The 20,744-nt window shown below is 71.1% G+C and carries 13 protein-coding genes and 1 tRNA gene; all 14 read right to left on the reverse strand.

What is annotated here, in order from left to right:
- Nucleotides 1-3,063 (reverse strand): AMP-binding protein (locus ACZ5C2_RS05130; RefSeq protein ID WP_468786725.1); only part of this gene is annotated, 3,063 nt, incomplete at its 3' end.
- Nucleotides 3,064-3,579: 516 nt separating this feature from the next.
- Nucleotides 3,580-3,664 (reverse strand) — tRNA-Leu (locus tag ACZ5C2_RS05135).
- A gap of 568 nt (nt 3,665-4,232) precedes the next feature.
- A complete protein-coding gene (locus ACZ5C2_RS05140; protein WP_468786727.1) occupies nt 4,233-5,438 on the reverse strand; it encodes a sugar phosphate isomerase/epimerase family protein in 1,206 nt (401 codons plus the stop codon).
- 114 nt (nt 5,439-5,552) lie between these two features.
- Entirely contained in the window at nt 5,553-6,932 is a 1,380-nt protein-coding gene (locus ACZ5C2_RS05145; protein ID WP_468786729.1) for a nucleotide pyrophosphatase/phosphodiesterase family protein, read from the reverse strand.
- Nucleotides 6,929-8,098 carry a metabolite traffic protein EboE gene (gene eboE, locus ACZ5C2_RS05150; protein WP_468786731.1) on the reverse strand — a complete coding sequence of 390 codons (1,170 nt, stop codon included), beginning with the start codon at nt 8,096-8,098 and terminating at the stop codon, nt 6,929-6,931. The genes ACZ5C2_RS05145 and eboE overlap by 4 nt, the downstream gene beginning before the upstream one ends.
- A 3-nt stretch (nt 8,099-8,101) precedes the next feature.
- Nucleotides 8,102-8,992, reverse strand: coding sequence for a TatD family hydrolase (locus ACZ5C2_RS05155; RefSeq protein ID WP_468786733.1), 891 nt, complete (start codon nt 8,990-8,992; stop codon nt 8,102-8,104).
- The gene (locus ACZ5C2_RS05160) at nt 8,992-9,729 is read right to left on the reverse strand and encodes an EboA domain-containing protein (RefSeq protein ID WP_468786735.1); all 738 of its coding nucleotides are present in this window, start codon (nt 9,727-9,729) and stop codon (nt 8,992-8,994) included. The genes ACZ5C2_RS05155 and ACZ5C2_RS05160 overlap by 1 nt, the downstream gene beginning before the upstream one ends.
- Nucleotides 9,726-10,787, reverse strand: coding sequence for a sugar phosphate isomerase/epimerase family protein (locus ACZ5C2_RS05165; protein WP_468786737.1), 1,062 nt, complete (start codon nt 10,785-10,787; stop codon nt 9,726-9,728). The genes ACZ5C2_RS05160 and ACZ5C2_RS05165 overlap by 4 nt, the downstream gene beginning before the upstream one ends.
- Nucleotides 10,784-12,010 carry an SCO3242 family prenyltransferase gene (locus tag ACZ5C2_RS05170; RefSeq protein WP_468786739.1) on the reverse strand — a complete coding sequence of 409 codons (1,227 nt, stop codon included), beginning with the start codon at nt 12,008-12,010 and terminating at the stop codon, nt 10,784-10,786. Before ACZ5C2_RS05170 ends, ACZ5C2_RS05165 begins: the two co-directional genes overlap by 4 nt.
- Nucleotides 12,010-13,182, reverse strand: a complete 1,173-nt coding sequence (locus ACZ5C2_RS05175) for an inositol-3-phosphate synthase (RefSeq protein WP_468786741.1) — start codon at nt 13,180-13,182, stop codon at nt 12,010-12,012. The genes ACZ5C2_RS05170 and ACZ5C2_RS05175 overlap by 1 nt, the downstream gene beginning before the upstream one ends.
- A gap of 156 nt (nt 13,183-13,338) precedes the next feature.
- Nucleotides 13,339-17,055, reverse strand: a complete 3,717-nt coding sequence (locus ACZ5C2_RS05180) for a ThuA domain-containing protein (protein WP_468786743.1) — start codon at nt 17,053-17,055, stop codon at nt 13,339-13,341.
- Nucleotides 17,056-17,393: 338 nt separating this feature from the next.
- Complete coding sequence (locus ACZ5C2_RS05185) at nt 17,394-18,392, reverse strand: sugar phosphate isomerase/epimerase family protein (RefSeq protein ID WP_468786745.1); 999 nt, start codon at nt 18,390-18,392, stop codon at nt 17,394-17,396.
- 15 nt (nt 18,393-18,407) lie between these two features.
- Nucleotides 18,408-19,616: a Gfo/Idh/MocA family protein gene (locus ACZ5C2_RS05190; RefSeq protein WP_468786747.1), complete on the reverse strand. Its 1,209-nt coding sequence runs from the start codon at nt 19,614-19,616 to the stop codon at nt 18,408-18,410.
- Between the two features lie 81 nt (nt 19,617-19,697).
- Nucleotides 19,698-20,744, reverse strand: coding sequence for a substrate-binding domain-containing protein (locus ACZ5C2_RS05195; protein ID WP_468786749.1), 1,047 nt, complete (start codon nt 20,742-20,744; stop codon nt 19,698-19,700).

Consider the following 20,744-nt stretch of genomic DNA (forward strand, 5'->3'; position numbering starts at 1 on the left):
AAACGGCTTGCACCGCCCATCAGCCGCAAGACCCCGCTGCCGCGAGAACTCCACAAAAGACGCGGGCGTCGACATGACCGTCACACCACCCGCGACAGCGAGTTCGCACTCCCCCCGGCGCAGGGCGTCGGCCGCGAGGTGCAACGCGACCAGGGACGACGAGCACGCCGTGTCCACCGTCAGCGCCGGCCCCTCGAACCCGTAGAAGTACGAGAGACGACCCGAGGTCACGCTGCCGGCGAGTCCGGTGCTGAGGTAACCCTCGAGTTCGGTCTCCTCGGTGAGACGGAGAGCGTAGTCGTGGTACATCTGCCCGGCGAAGACACCGGTGCGGCTGCCGCGCAGCGACTCGGGATCGATGCCGGCCTGTTCGAAGAGTTCCCACGAGGTCTGCAGCAGCAGCCGCTGCTGCGGGTCCATGGCCAGGGCCTCCCGCGGTGCGATACCGAAGAAGCCGGCGTCGAACTCGGCGGCGCCGTCGACGAAGCCGCCTTGGATGGTGTAGCTGGTTCCGGGTGTGTCAGGGTCCTCGTCGAAGAGTTCCTCGACGCCCCAGCCACGGTCCTGGGGGAACGGACCGACGACATCGTCGCCGGATGCCACCAGCCGCCACAGGTCCTCCGCCGAACGGACCCCGCCGGGGTAACGGCAGGCGAGACCGACGATCACGACCGGGTCGTCACCGCTCACCTGGGCCGCCGGGGTGCTGTTCTCAGGTCGTTCGTCGTCCTCGTGGTCGCCGAGGAGTCTTCCGGCCAGGTGGTCGGCGACCGCACCGGGCGTGGGGAAGTCGAACACGAGGGACGCGCCGAGGGCGAGTCCTGTGGCCGCCACCAGGCGGTTCCGCAGTGCGACCGAGGCGAGTGAGTCGAGTCCCATGGCTCGGAACGCGCTACGGGAGTCGAATCCCGCCCGGGGCGTGCCGAGGAGGTCCTTCAGCTCGGTGGAGATCGTGCCCAGCAGCCGTCGCCTGACGTCCTGACGGCTCAGCCCTTGGTACTCGGCGGCGAGTCGAGCAGCACGGCCGGTGTCCGCCGTAGCGGACACGGCTTCCTGCAGGGGCGTGGCCCTGTCGGTGTCCGCCGCACACACCGCGACGGCCGACTCGATCAGTGCCGCGTCCAGGGCCTCGCCCAGGGCGTCTGCCGTCGCGCCCGGGAGAGCGCTCAGGGATACGCTCCGGCGACCGCCGTCCATCGCCTCCGCGGTCGCCAGGTCCTGTCCCCGGCCCGACACAAGGACGACCACCGAGTCGGGGTGGACGGGAGCCGGAGTTCCGCCGTCGGCGACGACCAGGACTTCGTGGCACTCGTGCGACGTCCGCAGGTGCAGTACGAGCGCCGGAACCATCGGTGCCGACTCCGCGTCGTGGATCAGTTCCACCCGTCGGCCGCGCAACGGGCTCGTGTCCGTCTGCGGAATCGATGCTCTGAGCGGCACACCGCGCGCGTCCAGCACCCTGGAGTGGTGCGAGGCCGTGCAGGCGATCAGCCGTGAGGACTGCCCGGCGACCTGGCGTCGCATGATCTTGCCGGAGGCGGTCCGCGGGATGCCGGCAGTGCGGTGGAGTTGGACGGGGACCTTGAAGTAGGAGAGCCTCTCTCGCAGTCGGGCGACCATGTCGCCGACCGGGAGGGTCCGGCCCGGCTTGGCGACGACATACGCGACCGGTACTTCGCCGAGCAGGCTGTGCGGCTGGGCCACCACGGCGACATCCGCGACCTCGGCGGTCCCTCGGATCACGTTCTCGATCTCGGCGGGATGCATGTTCTCGCCGCCGCGGATGATGAGTTCCCTGAGCCGTCCGGTGATCCTCAGGTATCCGTCGGCGTCGAGCCGGCCCATGTCTCCTGTCCGGTACCAGCCGTCGTCGAAGGCGTCAGCGGTCCTCTCCGCGTCCTGGTGGTAACCGAGCATCAGGCTCGGACTCTTGACGCGAATCTCCCCCTCTTCCTCCGCGGGGAGTTCTACGCCGGTCCTGGGGTCGACGATGCGGAGGTCGACTCCGGGCACCGGTTTCCCGCAGGAACCGAGTACGCGAGCGCCGTCGAGAGGGCTGCACGTGATGACGCCGGTTGTCTCGGTGCTGCCGTAGCTGTCGATCAGCGGGAGGCCGAAAGCGGCTTGAAACCGCTCTGCCAAGCCAGCGCCGGCGACGGCACCGGCCACAATGAAGGCGCGTAGTCCAGCAAGATCCAGCGCTTCCCTCTCCGCGCGGTCCACCAGGTAGTGACATGTCGCGGGGACAGCTGCCATGAGGGTGAAGGGTCCGTTCCGCAATTCCGCGGCGATCTCGTCCGGCGAGAACTCCGCCAGGATGTGCGCCGCGGCCCCGGCGGCCAGGACTCCCAGGAAGCACAGATTGAAGGCGAAACTGTGATGCAGGGGCAGCGGCCACAGGAGGCGGTCCCCCGGACCCATGCCGAGCACGTCGGCATAGCCGTGCACTGCCGACCAGACACCCGCCCTCTGCGTGGAGAGCACGCCCTTGGGGGCGCCTGTGGTGCCCGACGTATACAACATCCAGGCCACGTCGTCGAGGGCGAGGCCGTCCGGGGCCGGCTGTGGCGGCTCCACGGAAAGGAGGCAGGAATAGTCATACACGCGACCCGAACGGGAAGCAACGCCGTGCTCACACTCCGTAAGATGCCGCCCTTCGTCGGAAACGACGACGAAGCGGATATCCTTCTGAACGCCGACCAGCCGACGCATTCGCTCGAATCTCAGGCCATCGGTGATCACGAGCATCGCCCGAGAATCACGGATTATATGCGACAACTCGGCATCGCTGGAATTCGGATTCACCGGGATTCCCACGAATTCGGCCCGCGTCAGGGCGAACAACGCCTCCAGGGTTTCCGTTCTGTTCCCCAGGCAGACGACGGCACGCCCCCCGGCCACCTCACCCACTTCAGCGAAATGCCCTGCCAGTCGGGCCGTGTTGCGCTCCAGTTGCCCGTAGGTGAGCTGCCGGCGGCTGTCCGAGAAGGCAACTGCATCACCGCGCTCCGCAGCACGCTCCCGCAGAATATTCGCCACACTAGACACACGAGCGTTGAGCATCTTGCGCCCCCTGAGGAGACCCGACAAACGAAGCCCCTGCGGAGGCAGGATGTAACGCCCCTAGAGCAAGGAGAGAAAGACCAAAGAGCTGACCGAAAGCAGGCTATGGGACACACGCCGCTGGATCAACGGAAGACTTTGACCTGACTGAGAGAAGAAGCAACTTCTATAAGAAAACTTAGTTTCCACTTGTCTCCTTTGGCCAGAATGGTCACTCTCCACGCTCGCAAAGACCTGGCCCCGCCACCTGTGGCGGGCGCCGTCCCGCCGTGTCGTGATCTTCTACGCGAAGCCTCCAGCGAAGGCCGGAGCGCGCAGTGGATTGCCCCCGCAGGGCTCAAGCACACGGACCTCACGCGCCTTGACGCCGAAGAGGGTGTCGGGGCGGTCCGGGCCGAGGAGACGCTCACGGCCGGCACCCCCCGGGAAGCCCTGGGCGTCACCATGGGTTACGAAAACGCCACGAGGGCCGCGACCGTCAGGTCGAGGCCCTCGTATGCGTATCGTTGGAGTGTGTGTCCGAGGGGGGACTTGAACCCCCACGCCCGATAAAGGGCACTAGCACCTCAAGCTAGCGCGTCTGCCATTCCGCCACCCGGACAAGGTGCCTGCCGCCAGTGCGGGGTGTTCCCCGCGACGACGTGGTCAACCATACCAAGGTTTCGCAGCGCCTTTCACCTGCGTTTCCTTCCCCCGCACCGGTGGCTGCGGCCACGACGTGCAGGGCCGCACGGGAGAGCCCGTCGCAGCCGGAGCGAGGCCGCTCCCCCTACCGTCACACAGCGTCCCCATGGAACACCAGGACATCAGATGTCTGAGGGAAGAGCAGTGAGGCGCCGGGCCTGTTGTCCCCCACACAAGGAGAGCGAACGATGCGCAGCGGAGCCCGGTGGCGCCGCGCCTGACAGTCCGCGGTCGGTCTCCCTCGACGGCGAGGATCTCTCCGCCGCGGCGGAGATCCCCGAGGGACCGCTACCCCCGCTCCCCTCCTACTGATGCGCCGTCGGGGCGGCTGACCCGGCCCCCGGACCCCGGTCTCCGATTCCCGGGGCCCCGGGGGCCGTCCCGACGCGGTGCGGGCTGTGACCACTGCGGGTGTCCGCCCGGCGCCGCTCGTGCTGGTACGCCGCCGGGCGGTGCGCCGGCCGTCCGTTCCACGGCGGTCCGGATCAGCAGCGCCGCTTGCGCAGGGCCGCCATGTTGTCGTAGCTGATCTTGGCCTCGCGCAGCGACTGTGCGGGGTCGGTGGCGCTCGGGGAGTTGTCGTCCTCGACCATCGGGTTGCGGTAGTTCCGCTCCCCGACGCGGGAGAAGAACGTCGTGTAGTCGATGTCCCCGGTGCCGAAGGGCACCATGTCGTAGCCCATGCCGTTGGTGGTGTCGACGACGCCGTCCTTGGCGTGGAACAGCGGGTAGCGCTTGTTGTGGCGGGCGACCAGGCCGGCGGGGTCGAAGACGCTTGTGCGGGTGGAGCCGTCGTGGGCGGTGAACGTGTGGAACTTGTACTGGGCCACATGCGCCCAGAAGATGTCCATCTCCAGCCAGACGAGCCTCGGGTCGGTGACCTCGAGGAAGTACTCCAGCTTCCGGATGCCGGAGCTGCGGGTGGGCCGGCCCTGGGCGTCCAGCGGCCCGCCGTCGAGCAGGAAGCCGTAGGCACCGTCGTGGTTGTGGGTGTAGAGCTTGATGCCCTCACGGCGGGCGATCGCGCCGAGGGCGTTCCACTTGTCGGCGGCCACGTCCCAGTCGGCCCGGTAGGAGCCGCCGGTGGGGTCGCCTCCGGTGCCCATGTGGTCCATGCCGAGGATGTTGGCGATTTCCAGGTGCTTCTTGAAGGTGTCCTTGTCCGCCTCGCTCAGCGGCCAGGAGGACGGGATGAAGCCGTGGTTGCCCTGGGCGCGCAGGCCGTAGTCGTCGAGCCAGCGCCGTAGCAGTCCGGCGCCCTGGACGGTTTCCAGGTTGTCGCCGCCGGGCGCGTTCGCGTGCTGGCGGTAGCCGGCGAACTCCACCTGGCGGTAGCCGTGGCGGGCCAGTTGCCTGAACACCTCGCGGAAGCCGGAGGGCAGGTCGCTCGCGAGGGGGTCGCGGGCGGTGGCGTCACGGACGGTGTAGAGGATGATGCCGCGCTTGTGCGGCGGGACGAGTACCTGCCCGCGACCGTGGTCGTGGGCCTGTCCGTGTCCGTGGTCTCTGCCCCGGTCCTGGGCGAGTGCGGGGACCGCGCCGAGGACGGGGGCCGCGACGGCTCCGGCCGCCACGGCGGTGCAGGTACTGAGGAAGCGGCGCCGGCCCACGCCGAGGCTGCGGCGCAGTTCCTCGTCCGGGGTGCCGGCGGTGGTGGCCTCGGTGGGGGACGGGTCGGAATTCGGGGTCACGAGTGGCCTGCCTTCTCGGTCGTGGCCGGTTCCTGAGCAGCCGGGACCGGCCGTTGTCAGTGTCGTGTGTTTCACTCTCGGTAGTCGGATGTCGGCGGCCGGCGTGGTGGGATGTCAGCCGAGTCCGGCGAGCCGGAGCAGAAGTTGTTTCACATCGGTGGCCGCGACGCGGTCGCCGACAGCGCGGGGGGTGGAGCAGATGAGGAGCGGACCGTCGTCGTCGCTCGCGGGGAGGCGGCCGTGGCTGCCCCGAATAGGTGAGGGGTCCAGCGGCACCACCGCCATGCGGTAGCGCATGCCGAGCTTCTTGCGGGCCAGCGCGGTGGCCGCCTTGACCTTGACGTAGGGGTCGAGGGGATCCATGAACAGTTCGACCGGGTCGTAGCCGGGTTTGCGGTGGATCTCGACGAGCTGCGCGAAGTCGGGCGCGCGGGCGTCGTCGAGCCAGTAGTAGTACGTGAACCAGGCGTCGGGTTCGGCGACGGCGACCAGCTCGCCGGCGCGCGGATGGTCGAGGTGGTGGGCCTTCTTGCCCTCGTCGTCGAGAAGCTGCTCGATACCGGGCAGTCCGTCGAGGGCGGCGCGGGTGGCGTCGAGGTCTTCGGGGCGGCGCACGTAGACATGGGCGAGCTGGTGGTCGGCGACCGCGAAGGCGCGGGAGGCCATCGGGTCGAGGTACTCCATGCCGTCCTGGGTGTGCACCTCGAGCAGGCCCGCGCGGCGCAGGGCGCGGTTGATGTCCACGGGCCGGTGCACGCGGGTGATGCCGTACTCGGACAGGGCGACGACGGTACGGCCCTCGGCGCGGGCGTCGTCCAGCAGCGGGGCCACGGCGGCGTCGAGGTCGGCGGCCGCCTTCAGGGAGCGCGGGTCGTCGGGGCCGAAGCGCTGCAGGTCGTAGTCGAGATGAGGGAGGTAGCAGAGCGTCAGGTCGGGGTGGTGGGTGCGGATGATGTGGCGGGTGGCGTCGATGATCCACTGGCTGGAGACGAGGTCGGCGCCGGGTCCCCAGAAGTGGAAGAGGGGGAAGGTGCCGAACTTCTCGGTGAGTTCGTCGTGCAGGGCGGGCGGCCGGGTGTAGCAGTCGGGTTCCTTGCGGCCGTCGGCGTAGTAGACCGGGCGGGGGGTGACGGTGATGTCGGTGTCGGCGCCCATGGCGTACCACCAGCAGATGTTGGCGACCGTGTAGCCGGGGTGGGCGCGGCGGGCGGCGTCCCAGAGCTTGTCGCCGGCGACGAGGCCGTTGTGCTGCCGCCACAGCAGTACGTCGCCGAGCTCGCGGAAGTACCAGCCGTTGCCGACGATGCCGTGCTCGGAGGGTGTGGTGCCGGTGAGGAAGGTGGACTGGGCGGCGCAGGTGACGGCGGGCAGGACGGTGCCGAGCGGGGCCCGGGAACCGGACTGGCCGAGCGACTTGAGGTGGGGCATGTGGTCGAGGAGACGGGGGGTGAGGCCCACGACGTCGAGGACGAGAAGGGGGGTGGGGTCGCTCATGGGAGTTCCTTCAGGCCGAGGTCCGTCAGGAGGTCGCGGGCCAGGGTGAGTTCGGCGGCGATGCCGTCGGCGAGCTGGGTGCGGCCGCGGGGGCGCAGGCCGGGCGGGAGCGCCTGCCAGGTGTAGGTCTCCACCTCGAGGTGGCGGGTGAGCGGGTGCGGGCCGCCGACGAGCCGGGTCAGCACGGATGTCAGGACGGGGAGTGTGGAGGTGAGGGGCGCGGTGGGGGCCGCGTGCAGCGGGACGTGGAAGTGGGAGCGCCAGGGACCCGCGTCGGGCAGGGTGTCGCCGGCCAGGGCCTCGTCGAGGTCGTCGGTGCCGCGCAGGCCGGCAGCGGTGGCCGTGCGGGTCTGGTGCAGGAAACGGGGCTCCGCGAATCCCGCCAGGGCCTCGCGGACCTCGGGGAGGTGGGGCTGTTCGGCGTGCAGGGCCGCTGAGAGCTGGGACTTGACCACGGGGACGCCTGCCCGGGTGAGGTCGTCCAGAGCGGTGTGCGGGTCTTCGAAGGAGGTGGCGAGGTGGCAGGTGTCGACACAGATGCCGACACGGTCGTGGCCGATCGCGGTGAGGGGGGCGATGGCGTCCCGGGTGGTCTCGACGACGCAGCCGGGCTCCGGTTCCAGTGCGACGCGGATCGAGCGTCCGGTCAGTTCGTGGAGCGCGTCGAGGCGTTCGGCGAGGGTGCGCAGGGCGGTGCGGGCCGTCCGGGCGCGCTGCTCGTCGTAGGCGGTGCGCCAGGCGAGGGGCAGGGTGGAGATGCTGCCGTCGGTGACGTCGTCGGGGAGCAGTCCGGCGAGCACCCGGGCCAGGGCGGCGGTGTGCTCCAGGCGTTCGGGGTCGGCCCAGTCCGGCTTGTAGACGCGGTACTTGACCTCTCCGGCGCCGAAGCCCTGGTAGGGGAAGCCGTTGAGGGTGACCACCTCGAGGCCGCGCCGTTCGAGTGCGCAGCGCAGTCCGCGCAGGGCGGCGGGGTCGGTGACGAGGGCGTGCGCGGCGTCCTTGGCGAGCCACAGGCCGATGCCGAGCCTGTCCCGGCCGAGGCGGCGGCGGACGGGCTCGCAGTGGTCGCGGAGCTGGGCGAGGACACCGTCGCGGGTTTCCGCGGGATGGACGTTGGTGCAGTAGGCGAGGTGGACGGTGGAGCCGTCGGGGTGGCGGAAGCGCATGGCTCACGCCTCCGTGGCCCAGGCACCGGCCGGCCGGGGCTCGTCTCTCGGTGCGCCGCGCAGGATGGAGTTGCCCTCGTGGGTGCCGTCCGTGGCGGTGACGTCGAGGTTCAGGCGGCCGCTGAGCCCGTAGAAGGCGACGGGGTTGCGCCACAGCACCCGGTCGACGTCGTCCTCGGTGAAGCCCTCGGCGAGCATCAGGTCGGCGACCTTGCGGGTCTTGAGCGGGTCGCTCCTGCCCCAGTCGGCGGCGGAGTTCACCAGGACCCGGTCGGGGCCGTGGGCGCGCAGGATCGCGACCATCCGCTCCTCGTCCATCTTGGTGTCCGGGTAGACGGAGAAGCCGAGCCAGCAGCCGCTGTCGCTGGCCTCCTTGACCGTGGTCTCGTTCAGGTGGTCGACCAGGACGCGGTCCATGGGCAGCGCGGACTCGCGTACGACGTCGAGGGTGCGGCGCAGGCCGGCGAGTTTGTCGCGGTGCGGGGTGTGCACCAGGGCGGGCAGGCCGTGGTCGGCGGCGAGCTGGAGCTGGGCGGCGAAGGCGGTGTCCTCGGCGGGGGTCATGGAGTCGTAGCCGATCTCGCCGACGGCCACCACGTTGTCCTTGACGAGATACCGGGGCAGTTCGTCGAGGACGGGGGTGCAGCGGGGGTCGCCCGCCTCTTTGGGGTTGAGGGCGAGGGTGCAGTGGTGGGCGATGCCGTACTGGGCCGCGCGGAAGGGTTCCCAGCCGAGGAGGGAGTCGAAGTAGTCGAGGAAGGAGGCCGGGGAGGTACGGGGCTGGCCGAGCCAGAAGGCGGGCTCGACGACGGCGCGGACACCCGCGGCGTACATGGCCTCGTAGTCGTCGGTGGTGCGGGACGTCATGTGGATGTGGGGGTCGAAGATGCGCATCAGGACTCCTTGCCGTGGGGGTCGTCCGTGCCCTGTGCCGGGGTGGCGGTGGCGGACCCGGTCAGGGCCAGAACGCGGTGCAGGTCCTCCGGTACGGGGCGGCCGGCGGCGGTGCGCTCCTCGGCGTAGTCGCCGAGCATGCGGGCGAGTTCGGCGTCGCCCGGGGCGCGCCGGGCCAGGTCCGCCACCTGGTCGAGGGCGACGCCGGTGAAGAGGCACTTCAGCACGGCGTGCCGCCAGGCATGGGCGTCCAGGTGGCGGGCGCCGTAAGGGCCGAGGGCGGCGGCGACGAGCCGGGTGTCGTTGGTGCGCAGGGCGTCCTCGACGAGCGGGAGGGCGCCGGCACCGGGGACGAGGTGCGGCAGGGCGTGCAGGACGGCGCGGCGTTCGTCGGCGGTGCCCTGGTAGTACACCCGGGTCAGTGCGCCGGCGTCGGCGCGGGCGGCGTGCAGGATGAGGACGCGGGCGGTGTCGGCGTGGGCGGGGCCGCATCGGCGGCCGGCTTCGGCGAGGCGCAGTTCCCACACGGAGATGGGCCCGTGAGTGCCGGGGTGGGTGGAGGCCTCGTCCAGGGCCTGGTCGAGCCAGGCGCGGGCGGCTCCGTCCAGCCGGTCGGTGAGGCGGCGGTGCAGCTCGGCGGGCGGGGTGAGGGCAGGGGTGGTGCCGTCACCGGGGGTCGCCGGTCCGACGGTGGTGTCTGCCTCCGGGGTGGCCGGGGTGGCATGGGGGCGGGTCATGGGGTGGTGCTCCCTTCGGGGGTGGCGGAGGGATCGCCGTGCGGTGGGACGGGGTCGGAGGGGGTGGTGACGGCCACCGCGGGCTGAGCGGCTCGGCGGAGGAACGGGAGGGAGCGGGCGGCGAAGTGTGGGCCCGCGTGGGAGTGGCGGGGCAGTTCGACGACGGTCAGCCCTTGGTAGCCGGTGGCGGCGAGGGCCGCGAGGACGGGCGGGAAGTCGATCTCGCCGTCCCCGAAGGGGAGGTGCTCGTGGACGCCTCGGCGCATGTCCTCGATCTGGACATGACGCAGCCAGGGGGCGGCCTCGCGCACGCACTCGGCGGGGGTGAGGGGTTCAAGACACTGGCAGTGGCCGAGGTCCAGGGTGAGACCGAGGGGCTCGGGGTCGCCGAGCGTGCGGCGCAGGTGGTGGAAGTCGGCCAGGGTGGCGAGGAGGTGGCCGGGTTCGGGTTCGACGGCGAGGGGGACGCCGGCGGTGGCGGCTGCGTCCAGGACGGGAGTGAGGGTCTCGGCGAGGCGTTTCCAGGCGGAGTCCTCGTCGGTCCCGGCGGGGACGATCCCGCTGAAGCAGTGCACGGCGTGCGCGCCGAGGTCGGCGGCGACCCGGATGGCCCGGAGGAGGAGATCGACGCGGCGGGCCCGGTCGTCCGGGTCGGGGTCCAGCAGCGAAGGGCCGTGCTTGCGGCGGGGATCGAGCACATAGCGGGCGCCTGTCTCCACCGTGACGCCCAGCCCGAGCTCGGCCAGCCGGTGTGCGACCCGGCGCGTGCGGACGGCGAGGTCCGGGGCGAGGGGGTCGAGGTGCATGTGGTCGAGGGTCAGGCCCACGCCGTCGTAGCCGAGGTCGGCGAGGAGGGCGAGGGCGTCGTCGAGGCGGAGGTCGGCGAGGCCGTTGGTGCCGTAGCCGAAGCGGAGAGGGGCGTGGGCGCACCGGTTCCCGTACCCGCTCGCGTCCCCGGCCGGGTTCACGCCCGTCTTCCCGCTCGCGTCCCGGGCCGTGACCTCACCCGCCATCCCGGTGGTGTCCTGGCCCAGGTCCCTGTTCGGGTTCCGGCTCACGTGATGCTCACCTTCCTCATGCCGGCCCTCCGGGCGAACATCCGGCCGGCCGGGGCGAGGGCCGCGACCAGGAGGGAAGTGGCGGTCGCGCCGGAACGGGCGGCCAGCGCGGCCTGGAGCGGGATCGTGGCGCGGATGCCGCCGCCGACGGCCCGTTGGGTGAGCGGGGGTGAGGGGTTGAGCACGGCATGGAAGTACGGCCGGCCGGCCGTGGCGGCATAGGTGGCGCCCAGGGCGGCGGTGAGGGCTCCGGTGCTCCGGGGCGATCCCCCGGACGGGCTGGACCCCGGCAGGCCGGGGGCGGCTGCTGCCCGCCGGCCTGCCGGGAGTCGGGTGCGGCGGTGGGTGACCAGCCGGGCCAGCGCCCCCGTCGTCGCGAGCGCCGCCAGTGGGGCCAGGACCGAGCCCCCGGTGGTCTCCCGGCGGGAGACGGCCGTGACCGCGAGGGTGTGGCCGGCGAGCAGCGCGGCGGAGGGCAGCGCGACCCTCGTGACGCCGCTGGTGGCCGCGGCGCCCAGGAGCAGGTCCAGTCCGCGGGCGGCGGCCATCGCGACCGGGCCCGCGGGTGTGTGCTTGAGCTTCAGGTCGTAGGCCCAGACGGTCGCCGCGAGCGGCGTGGCCACCGCGAGGGCGGGGCGTCCCGCACCGGCGGCGAGCGCCAGACCGGCGCCCGTGAGGGCACCGGCCGCGGTGAGCGCGGCGGCCGGACGGACACGGCCGGACGGGAGCGGGCGGTGCGGCCGCTCCACGGCGTCCTCCTCGCGGTCCGCCCAGTCGTTCAGGGCCATGCCGGCCTCGTACAGACACAGGGAGGAGCCGATGGCGAGCAGGGTGCGCGGTCCGGGGCGGACACCGGCCGCCGCCGCACCGGCCAGAGCGTCGCCGGGGACGGTGAAGAGGGCGGGCAGCCGCAGCAGTTCGGCCCAGGCGTCCGCGCGGGGGCGGGAGCCGGGTCCGCGGGGCGCGGCACCGTCCTCGGGGGCCGGCCGGCCCGCCCCGCCTGCCGGCGCGTCCCGGGACACGGTGAACAGCGCGGACAGACGCTGCAGCGCGGGCCGGCTCCCAGCACGGCCGGGACGGAGCGGGGGTGTGCGCGCCGCGCCGTCGGCGGACGGAGCGACGTGCTCGCCGAACGCCCCGGCCGCCCACGCGGACGCGGGCGTGCCCGGTATGAGCCCCGTCGGTGTGGGTGGGCGCTGGGGTGCGGGGGGTCCGGGGGTCATCACCGCGTCCCCTGGCTGTCGGTGTCGTCGCGCAGGTGTTCGGCGAAGCGCCGCAGCTCCGTGTACTGCTCGGCCAGCGACGACGGGCCCCGGCCGACCGGGTCCTTGAAGTAGAAGCCCAGTTCGCTCAGTGGCCCGGTCCGGCCCCTCTGCCGGGCGCGGAGGGTCAGGCGGGCCAGGTCGAGGACGAGCGGGGCGGCGAGTGCCGAGTCGCAGCCCTGCCAGATGGTCTGCAGGATCATGCGGGAGCCCAGGAAGCCGTCGAAGGCGATGTGGTCCCAGGCCGTCTTCCAGTCACCGAGCGCGGGCACGTCGTCGATGTGGACCTCGCCCTCGGGCGCGGCACCGAGGGTGTCGGCGAGGACGCGTTCCTTACCGGCGTTCTTGGCGGCGGCGGCCGCGGGGTCGGCGAGGGCGGCGCCGTCGCCGCCGCCCAGCAGGTTGGTGCCGGACCAGGCGCGAACGGCGAGGGCCCGCTGCAGGAACATCGGGCCGAGCACCGAGCGCAGCAGGGTCTGCCCGGTCTTGCCGTCACGGCCCGCGTGGGGCAGGCCCGAGGACTCGGTGAGCGCGGCCAGTGCCGGGTGGTGCAGGCCCGTGGAGGGGGTGAAGTTGACGTAGGGGCAGCCGGCACGCAGGGCGGCTGCCGCGTAGAGGGAACTGGGCGGCAGGAAGCCGTCGGCGGGAGCGGGCTCGGTGGAGGCGACGTTGACCACGACGGCGCCCGCGAGGTCATGGCGGCGGCCGAAGTCACGGATGTCGGCCGCGAACACGTCGATCCAGTCGTCGTCGGTGCGGGCCGGGCCGCCGTCCGCGTCTGCGGGCAGCGGGCCGCCGGGCCTGATCCCGCTGTCAGCGGCGACGAGTTCGGCATGCACGGCGGACGGCAGGCCGTGCGGCAGGACACCGCCGGCGGCGAGGTGTTCGGCACGCTTGGGCAGCGGGCAGTCGACGGTGTCGTGACCGCCGAAGACGAGGGACGACAGCGCCGGCAGACCGCACGACGCGAAGTCGGCGGTCTCGGTGACCATGCCGGTCGGCGGATGGAGCCCCGCGGCGACGGCGGCACAGCCCGCGATCGCGGTGGTGGCCACGGAGCCGCGTGCCCCGATGAACCAGACGCCGAAGCGGAGGGCCGGGGAGGGGGCGGGGAGGAACGGTTCGGCGGACATGGGCAGCCTCCTTGTCGTACGCGAACCGGGTGGGAATGCCGGAAGCGGAACCAGCGGGCGCCGGACACACGGCCCGGCGGGGGGCGCCGGACACACGGCCCGGTGGGACGGCGGGCGGAGGTCCGGCGTCCTCCGCCCGCCGCCGTTCCGGTCGCCCTAGGAGGGCAGCTCCTTCAGCTGGATGTTGCGGAAGGAGACATGGTCGGCGGAGCCATGGTTCTGGAGGCCGACGTAGCCGTCGGTCAGGCTCCGCTCGGGGTCCTTGTTGGTGAAGTCGTTGATCTTGACTCCGTTGAGGAACACCTGAAGGCGTTCGCCCCGGACCTTGATCTCGTAGGAGTTCCACTGGCCGGGCGGACGCAGAACCTGGTCACGGGCCTTGATGTTCGCCGACTTGAACGAGTAGACGGAGCCCGTGGTGCGGTCGGCCGCGTCCGTGGCGTCGATCTGGATCTCGTAGCCCTTGTTCACCGCGGACCAGGGGTCGTCGGAGGCCGGGAAGCCCACGAAGATCCCGGAGTTGTCGTCGCCCCGCATCTTCCAGTCGAGCTTGAGGGAGTACGACGTCAGCTCCTTGGCCTGGTACCAGAGCAGACCCATACCACCCTCGGACTCCAGGGTGCCGTCCTTGACGTTGAACGTGCCGGGGCCGGCCTGCTTCCAACCGTCCAGGGTCTGGCCGTTGAAGATCTCCCGGTAGCCCTTGTCCGGCTTGCAGTCCGCCTTCACCTGACCGGTGGCGTACCGCATACCGCCGAGCAGATGGTTGCGGAAGGCCTCGTCGGCGTACGACTCCTTGGTGTGGCCGCCGCCGGTGTAGAAGGAGCGGCCGCCGCCGTAGCTCTGGCACCAGGCGATCGGGTGGTCGCCCTTCATGGTGCCGCCCTGGTAGGTCGTCTCGTCGAGGGTGGCGAGGACCTTGGCCCGCTCACGCGGGTTGGTGCGGTAGTTGTACCACTCGTCGGTGCGCTCCCACGCCTCGTCCAGGTGCGCGGTGGACGGGTGGTCGTGGTCCTCGACGCGCACGGTGGCCTTCTGGATGGCCGGGTGCGAGTCGAAGTAGGCACCGACGAGACCGCCGTAGAACTCCCAGTCGTACTCGGTGTCGGCGGCGGCGTGGATGCCCATGTAGCCGCCGCCGTTCTTGACGTAGTTCTCGAACGCCTTCTGCTGCTCGGCGTTGAGGACGTCACCGGTGGTCGACAGGAAGGCGACCGCGTCGTACTTGGCGAGGTTGGCCGTGGTGAACTGTCCGGCCTCCTCGGTCGCGGTGACCGAGATGCCGGCCGGGGTGCCGAGGTCCCTCAGTGCGGCGACTCCTTCCGGGATGGAGTCGTGGCGGAAGCCGGCCGTCCTGGAGAAGACCAGGACCTTCTTGCCCGCCTTGAACGGCTCCTTGGAGAACTCGAAGTCGTCCACGTCGTACAGCGCGCCGTCACCGCCCCTGAAGACCAGGTAGATCTCCGAGGTCCGCTTCGGCAGCGACCGCAGGGGCACGTCGACGTCCTGGAACGTCTCCCAGCCACCGGTCGGCGGGATGTACGCCGAGCCGTGCAGCTTGCCGTCGGGCGAGCCGGTGCGCAGTTCGACGAAGCCGCCGCTGCCGCCGGAGGAGGCCCGTACGGTCATCTTCTTCTGCCCGTCGAACCGGTAGGGGCTGAAGGAGATCCAGTCGCCGTCGTTGATGTCGCCGACGGTCTTGCCGCCGTTGGCGCCGGTCTTGTCGATGACCGACACACCCTGCTGGGTCGTGAAGTGCTCGGCCTGGCGGTGCAGCGGCTGGAGCACGGCGCGGGCGGTGCCGGTCAGGGACTCCTGGCCGTTCGCCCCGCCGTCGGTGTAACTGGCCCCGACGACACCGTAGATGTCGGCGTTGGGGTCGTGACCGCCGTCCCCGGCGGGCGGCTTGAGGGTACCTTCACAGCCCGTCTCGCTGGTCAGCTCGTGGGCGTGGGAGTCGTGGCCGAGGCTGTAGGCGACCTTGACCTTGGAGCAGTCGATCCGCTCCTCGGGGTCGGTGACGGTCACCTTGAACGGGACGGGCTCGCCGAAGGCGGCCAGGCTGCCGTTGCCCGGCACAGTGATCTCGACCGTGGGCTCGGTGTTGCCGACGACGATCCGGACGCTGGCGTTGCCCGTGTTGCCCTCGGGGTCCTTCGCGGTGAAGGTGGCGGTGTAGGTGCCGGCCTTCTTGTACGTGTGGGTGGGGGTGAGCCCCTCACCCTTGGTCCCGTCGCCGAAGTCCCAGCCGTAGGTGAGGTGCGGGGAGTCGGCGTCCTTGACGGTCGCGGTGAACTTGACCTTCAGGCCGACCGCACCCGAGGTCTTGTTCGCGGCGGCCTCGGCGATCGGGGAGAAGCCGTCCTCGGCGTTCTCGATCCGGTACAGCGCGGAGTTCTCGTCGCCCTGGAACCAGGAGACGCCGTAGTCCAGGACGTAGAGCGCTCCGTCGGGGCCGAACTCCATGTCCATGATCTGCGTGCCGGTCCACGGAAACTCGTTGATCTTCGCGACGGAGCCATTCTCATTCTGCTCGATCCGCTTGATCCAGCGGCGGCCGAACTCACCCGCGAAGAAGTCGCCGTCGTACGCCTCGGGGAACTTCACCGAGGACTCGAGCTCGGGGTCGTAGCGGTAGACGGGGCCGGCCATCGGGGACTCGGAGCCGCTGCCGAACTCGGGCACCGAACCGTCGTCGTACGGGATCCAGGCGGCCTGGGCGGGCGGCAGGTCGGTGAGACCGGTGTTGTGCGGCGAGGTGTTCTTCAGGGCGGAGCAGTCGAACTTCTCGCCGGAGGCGCCGGTCGCGAAGTCGTAGTCGTTGTATGCGTCGTTGTCACCGGTGCAGAACGGCCAGCCGAAGTTGGCGGCCTCGGTGACCTTGGCGAACTCCACCTGTCCGGCCGGCCCCCGGTTCGGGTCGGCGGCGCCGGCGTCGGGGCCGTAGTCCCCGACGTAGACGATGCCGGTCTTGTCGTCGACGCTCATCCGGAACGGGTTGCGGAAGCCCATCGCGTAGATCTCGGGGCGGGTCTTCTCGGTCCCCGGGGCGAAGAGGTTGCCGTCCGGGACGGTGTACGAGCCGTCCTCCGCGACCTTGATCCGCAGGATCTTGCCGCGCAGGTCGTTGGTGTTGCCGGAACTGCGGCGGGCGTCGAAGGCCGGGTTGCGGTCCGTCCGCTCGTCGATCGGCGTGAAGCCGTCGGAGGCGAAGGGGTTGGTGTCGTCGCCGGTGGACAGGTAGAGGTTGCCCTCGGCGTCGAAGTCGATGTCGCCGCCGACGTGGCAGCAGATGCCGCGGGAGGCCGCGACGTCCAGGACCTTCTTCTCGCTGGCCATGTCCAGCGTGCCGTTGGCGTTGAGGACGAACCGGGAGAGGCGGTTGACGCCGTCGAACTTCCCGAAGTCCGCGGCGGTGCCATTCTCCGGGGCGTCGCCGGCGGGAGTGTCGAGCGGCGGGGCGTAGTAGAGGTAGATCGCCCGGTTGTTCTCGAAGTCCGGGTCGACACCGACGCCCTGGAGGCCCTCCTCGTCATGGCTGTAGACGGGGATCCTGCCGGCGACCCTGGTGACGCCGCCCTGGTCGGTGAGGCGCAGTGTGCCATCGCGCGAGGTGTGCAGGACGCTGCGGTCGGGGAGCACGGCGAGCGACATCGGCTCGCCCGTTTCCGGCTCGCCCTTGGCGAGCGGCACCTGCTGGAACTGCCCCTCGCCGGCCGCCGGTTCGTCGTGCTCGGGATGGCCGGGGTGGGCACCGGCGACGGTTGCCGGGGTGCCCACGGCCAGCAGCAGGCCGGTGAGCAGCGCGAGGCCGGTACGCAGCCTGGGACGACGCCTTGGGGTGTTGGTGGATGTGAGTCTGCTTCTGTACACGAAGTCCCTCCGGGAACGGGGTGGGGCCTTGCGGAACAGGTGCGAAGACGGGTGGTGCGTGGGGGTCCACGTCGTGCGTGTGGTGCGTGCGGCGTGTGCGGGTGCCGGGGTGTGCCGTCACCCCGGAGACACGGGTGTCCTGAACACTTCAGGGACGGTAACCGCGTTCTTCCGGGGCGAACACCCCTTGGGCCAGGGCTGGTTGAACTTATTCCCAGCACAGGACAAAGCGGGCTCCGGGCAGGTCCGGCCGGGGAACCGGCGGACTCGCCGGTCCCCGGCCCGGACCTGCCGTCGTGGGCCGGTCCGGCCCCGTCATCCGGCCTCGGGCGCCCCGGTCAACTGTTGAACGCGGCGTCGAAGGAGGCGCTGGGCGGCTCGAAGTCGAAGGCCTTCAGGCGGGTCAGCGCCTCCGGTGCGCCCTGGAGGCGGTCCATGCCGGCGTCCTCCCACTCGACGGAGACGGGACCCTGGTAGTCGATGGAACGCAGCATCCGGAAGACGTCCTCCCAGGGAACGTCGCCGTGTCCGGCGGAGACGAAGTCCCAGCCGCGCCGGGGATCGCCCCATGGCAGATGGGAGCCGAGGCGCCCGTTGCGGCCGTCGAGGCGCTTGCGGGCCTCCTTGCAGTCGACGTGGTAGATCCGGTCCCGGAAGTCCCACAGGAAGCCGACCGGGTCGAGGTCCTGCCACACGAAGTGGGAGGGGTCGAAGTTGAGGCCGAAGGCCGGCCGGCGGTCGACGGCCTCCAGGGCGCGTACGGTCGTCCAGTAGTCGTAGGCGATCTCGCTGGGGTGCACCTCGTGCGCGAAGCGCACGCCCTCGGCGTCGAAGACGTCCAGGATCGGGTTCCACCGCTCGGCGAAGTCCTCGTATCCGCGCTCGATCATCGACTCGGGGGCGGGCGGGAACATGGCGACCAGGTGCCAGATGGCGGAGCCGGTGAAGCCGATGACGGTGTCGACACCGAGGAGGGCCGCGGCGCGCGCCGTGTCCTTGATCTCGGCGGCGGCCCGCTGCCGTACGCCCTCGGCCTCGCCGTCGCCCCAGATACGGGCGGGCAGGATCGCCTGGTGCCGTTCGTCGATGATGGCGTCGCAGACCGCCTGCCCGACGAGATGGTTGGAGACCGCCCAGCACTTCAGGCCGTACTTCTCCAGGAGCTGGTGACGCCCTGCGACGTAGGACGGGTCGGCGAGCGCCTTGTCCACCTCGAAGTGGTCGCCCCAACAAGCGAGTTCGAGGCCGGCGTAGCCGAAGTCGCGGGCGAGTCGGCAGACCTCCTCCAGCGGCAGGTCCGCCCACTGGCCGGTGAACAGTGTGAAGTTGCGCGGCATCCCTATTCCGTCCTCTCAGGCGGCGATCGGTGTGTAGACGGAGTTCTTCTCGGCACTCTCCTCGACCGCCGCCAGGACACGCTGCACCTGGAGTCCGTCGGCGAAGGAGGGTTCCGGGCCGCGGCCCTCGGCGACCGCGTGGACCAGGTCGCGGGCCTGGTGGACGAAGGTGTGCTCGTAGCCGAGGCCATGGCCCGGGGGCCACCATGCCTCGAGGTAGGGGTGATCGGGTTCGGTGACGAGGATGCGGCGGAACCCGGAGTGTGTCCCGGGCTCGGTGCCGTCGTGGAACTCCAGCTCGTTGAGCCGCTCCAGGTCGAAGGCGAGGGAGCCGCGCTCGCCGTTGAGTTCGATGCGCAGGGCGTTCTTGCGTCCGGTGGCGTACCGGGTGGCTTCGAACGACGCGAGGGCGCCGGAGCTGAAGCGGCCGGTGAACAGGGCGGCGTCGTCCACGGTGACCTGTCCGGTGCCGGCGGCGGAGACGGCGGCCAGGCCGCTGCTGGGAGCGCTGGGCAGCGGCCGCTCCCGGACGAAGGTCTCGGTGAGCGCGGAGACACCCGCCAGGCGTTCCCCGGCGAGGTACTGGGCCAGGTCGACGATGTGCGCGCCGAGGTCGCCGAGCGAACCGGAGCCGGCGTGTTCCCGGCGCAGCCGCCAGGTGAGTGGGAACTCGGGGTCCACCAGCCAGTCCTGCAGGTACGCCACCCGCACGTGCCGCAGAGTGCCGATCCGGCCCTCGACCACCATCCGCCGGGCCAGGGCGGTCGCGGGCACCCGGCGGTAGTTGAAGCCGACCATCGCCACCAGGCCACGGGAGCCGGCCTCTTCGGCGGCGCGGGCCATCGCCTCGGCCTCGGCGACGGTGTTGGCGAGGGGCTTTTCGCACAGCACGTGCTTGCCCGCGGCGAGCGCGGCCAGCGCGATCTCGGCGTGGCTGTCGCCGGGGGTGCAGATGTCGACGAGGTCGATGTCGTCCCGCTCGACCAGGGCGTGCCAGTCGGTCTCGGCCCGCGCCCAGCCGTGCCGGGCGGCCGCGGCCCGCACGGCGTCGGCGTCCCGGCCGCAGATCACGGCCATCTCGGGACTGAGCGGCAGGTCGAAGACGTGGCCCGCCGTGCGCCAGCCCTGGGAGTGGGCGGCGCCCATGAAGGCGTAACCGACCATGCCGATGCGCAGCGGTGGCTTCCCCGTCCGATCCCCTTCGGGCGCTTGCGGCTGTGCCATTCGGATGTCCTCCTCGTCGTCGTGGCGGGCGGGGGTGGACCCCGCCCGGTGGGGCTGGTCAGGCCCGTGGGGCAGGGCTCCTCACTTGAAGCCGGTGGACATGTACTGGTCCACGTTGTCCTTGTCGACGACGGCCGAGTAGCAGGTCACCAACGAGGGGATCTCGAACTCGGCGAGGCCGCCGACGCCCTTTCCCTGGCCGAGGGCGCGGGCGAGGTCGATCGCCGAGGCGGCCATGGTCGGCGGATACAGGACGGTGGCCTTCAGGACACCGTTGTCGGCCTTGATGGCCTCGAAGGCGGCGAGCGCGCCCGCGCCTCCCACCATCAGGAACTCGTCGCGCCCGGCCTGTTCGATGGCGCGCAGCGCGCCCACGCCCTGGTCGTCGTCGTGGTTCCACAGCGCGTCGATCTTCGACTGTGCCTGGAGCAGCTGGGCCATCTTGGCCTGGCCGGACTCGACGGTGAACTCGGCTGCCTGGCGGGCCACCTTCTTGACGTTGGGGTAGTTCTTCAGCGCGTCGTCGAAGCCCTGGGTGCGCTGCTTGGTCAGCTCCAGGTTGTCCAGGCCGGCCAGCTCGACGACCTTGGCACCCTGCTTGTCCTTGAGCTTCTCGCCGATGTAGTGGCCGGCGTTGAGGCCCATGCCGTAGTTGTCGCCGCCGATCCAGCAGCGGTAGGCCTGCGGGGTGTTGAAGATGCGGTCGAGGTTGACGACGGGGATGCCGGCGCGCATCGCCTTGAGCCCGACCTGGGTGAGGGCCTTGCCGTCGGCGGGCAGGATCACCAGGACGTCGACCTTCTTGTTGATGAGGGTCTCGATCTGGCCGATCTGCTGGGCGGTGTCGTTGGAGCCCTCGGTGATCTCCAGGGTGACGTCGGAGTACTTCCCGGCGCGCTTCTTGGCGTTGTCGTTGATGGCGTTGAGCCAGCCATGGTCGGCCTGCGGTCCGGCGAAGCCGATGGTGACCTGCTTGCCGGGCTTGTCGTCGGCGGCCGGCTGGCCCTTCCCGGCCGGTTCGTCGTCGCTGGACTCGTTGCTCGTGCAGCCGGTGACGAACACGCCGGCGGATACGGCGGCCGCTCCGAAGAGCAGTCCTCTGCGGCTCGCGAAAGGTGTCTCTGGCAT

It is taken from the genome of Streptomyces sp. NPDC031365 (assembly GCF_055569765.1).

Excerpts from the sequence above, each read along its gene's own strand:
- ACZ5C2_RS05145 (WP_468786729.1), bottom strand. The coding sequence starts at position 6,932 with ATGAGCGACCCCACCCCCCTTCTCGTCCTCGACGTCGTGGGCCTCACC.
- eboE (WP_468786731.1), bottom strand. The coding sequence starts at position 8,098 with ATGCGCTTCCGCCACCCCGACGGCTCCACCGTCCACCTCGCCTACTGC.
- ACZ5C2_RS05155 (WP_468786733.1), bottom strand. The coding sequence starts at position 8,992 with ATGCGCATCTTCGACCCCCACATCCACATGACGTCCCGCACCACCGAC.
- ACZ5C2_RS05160 (WP_468786735.1), bottom strand. The coding sequence starts at position 9,729 with ATGACCCGCCCCCATGCCACCCCGGCCACCCCGGAGGCAGACACCACC.
- ACZ5C2_RS05170 (WP_468786739.1), bottom strand. The coding sequence starts at position 12,010 with ATGACCCCCGGACCCCCCGCACCCCAGCGCCCACCCACACCGACGGGG.
- ACZ5C2_RS05175 (WP_468786741.1), bottom strand. The coding sequence starts at position 13,182 with ATGTCCGCCGAACCGTTCCTCCCCGCCCCCTCCCCGGCCCTCCGCTTC.
- ACZ5C2_RS05185 (WP_468786745.1), bottom strand. The coding sequence starts at position 18,392 with ATGCCGCGCAACTTCACACTGTTCACCGGCCAGTGGGCGGACCTGCCG.
- ACZ5C2_RS05190 (WP_468786747.1), bottom strand. The coding sequence starts at position 19,616 with ATGGCACAGCCGCAAGCGCCCGAAGGGGATCGGACGGGGAAGCCACCG.
- ACZ5C2_RS05195 (WP_468786749.1), bottom strand. The coding sequence starts at position 20,744 with ATGCCAGAGACACCTTTCGCGAGCCGCAGAGGACTGCTCTTCGGAGCG.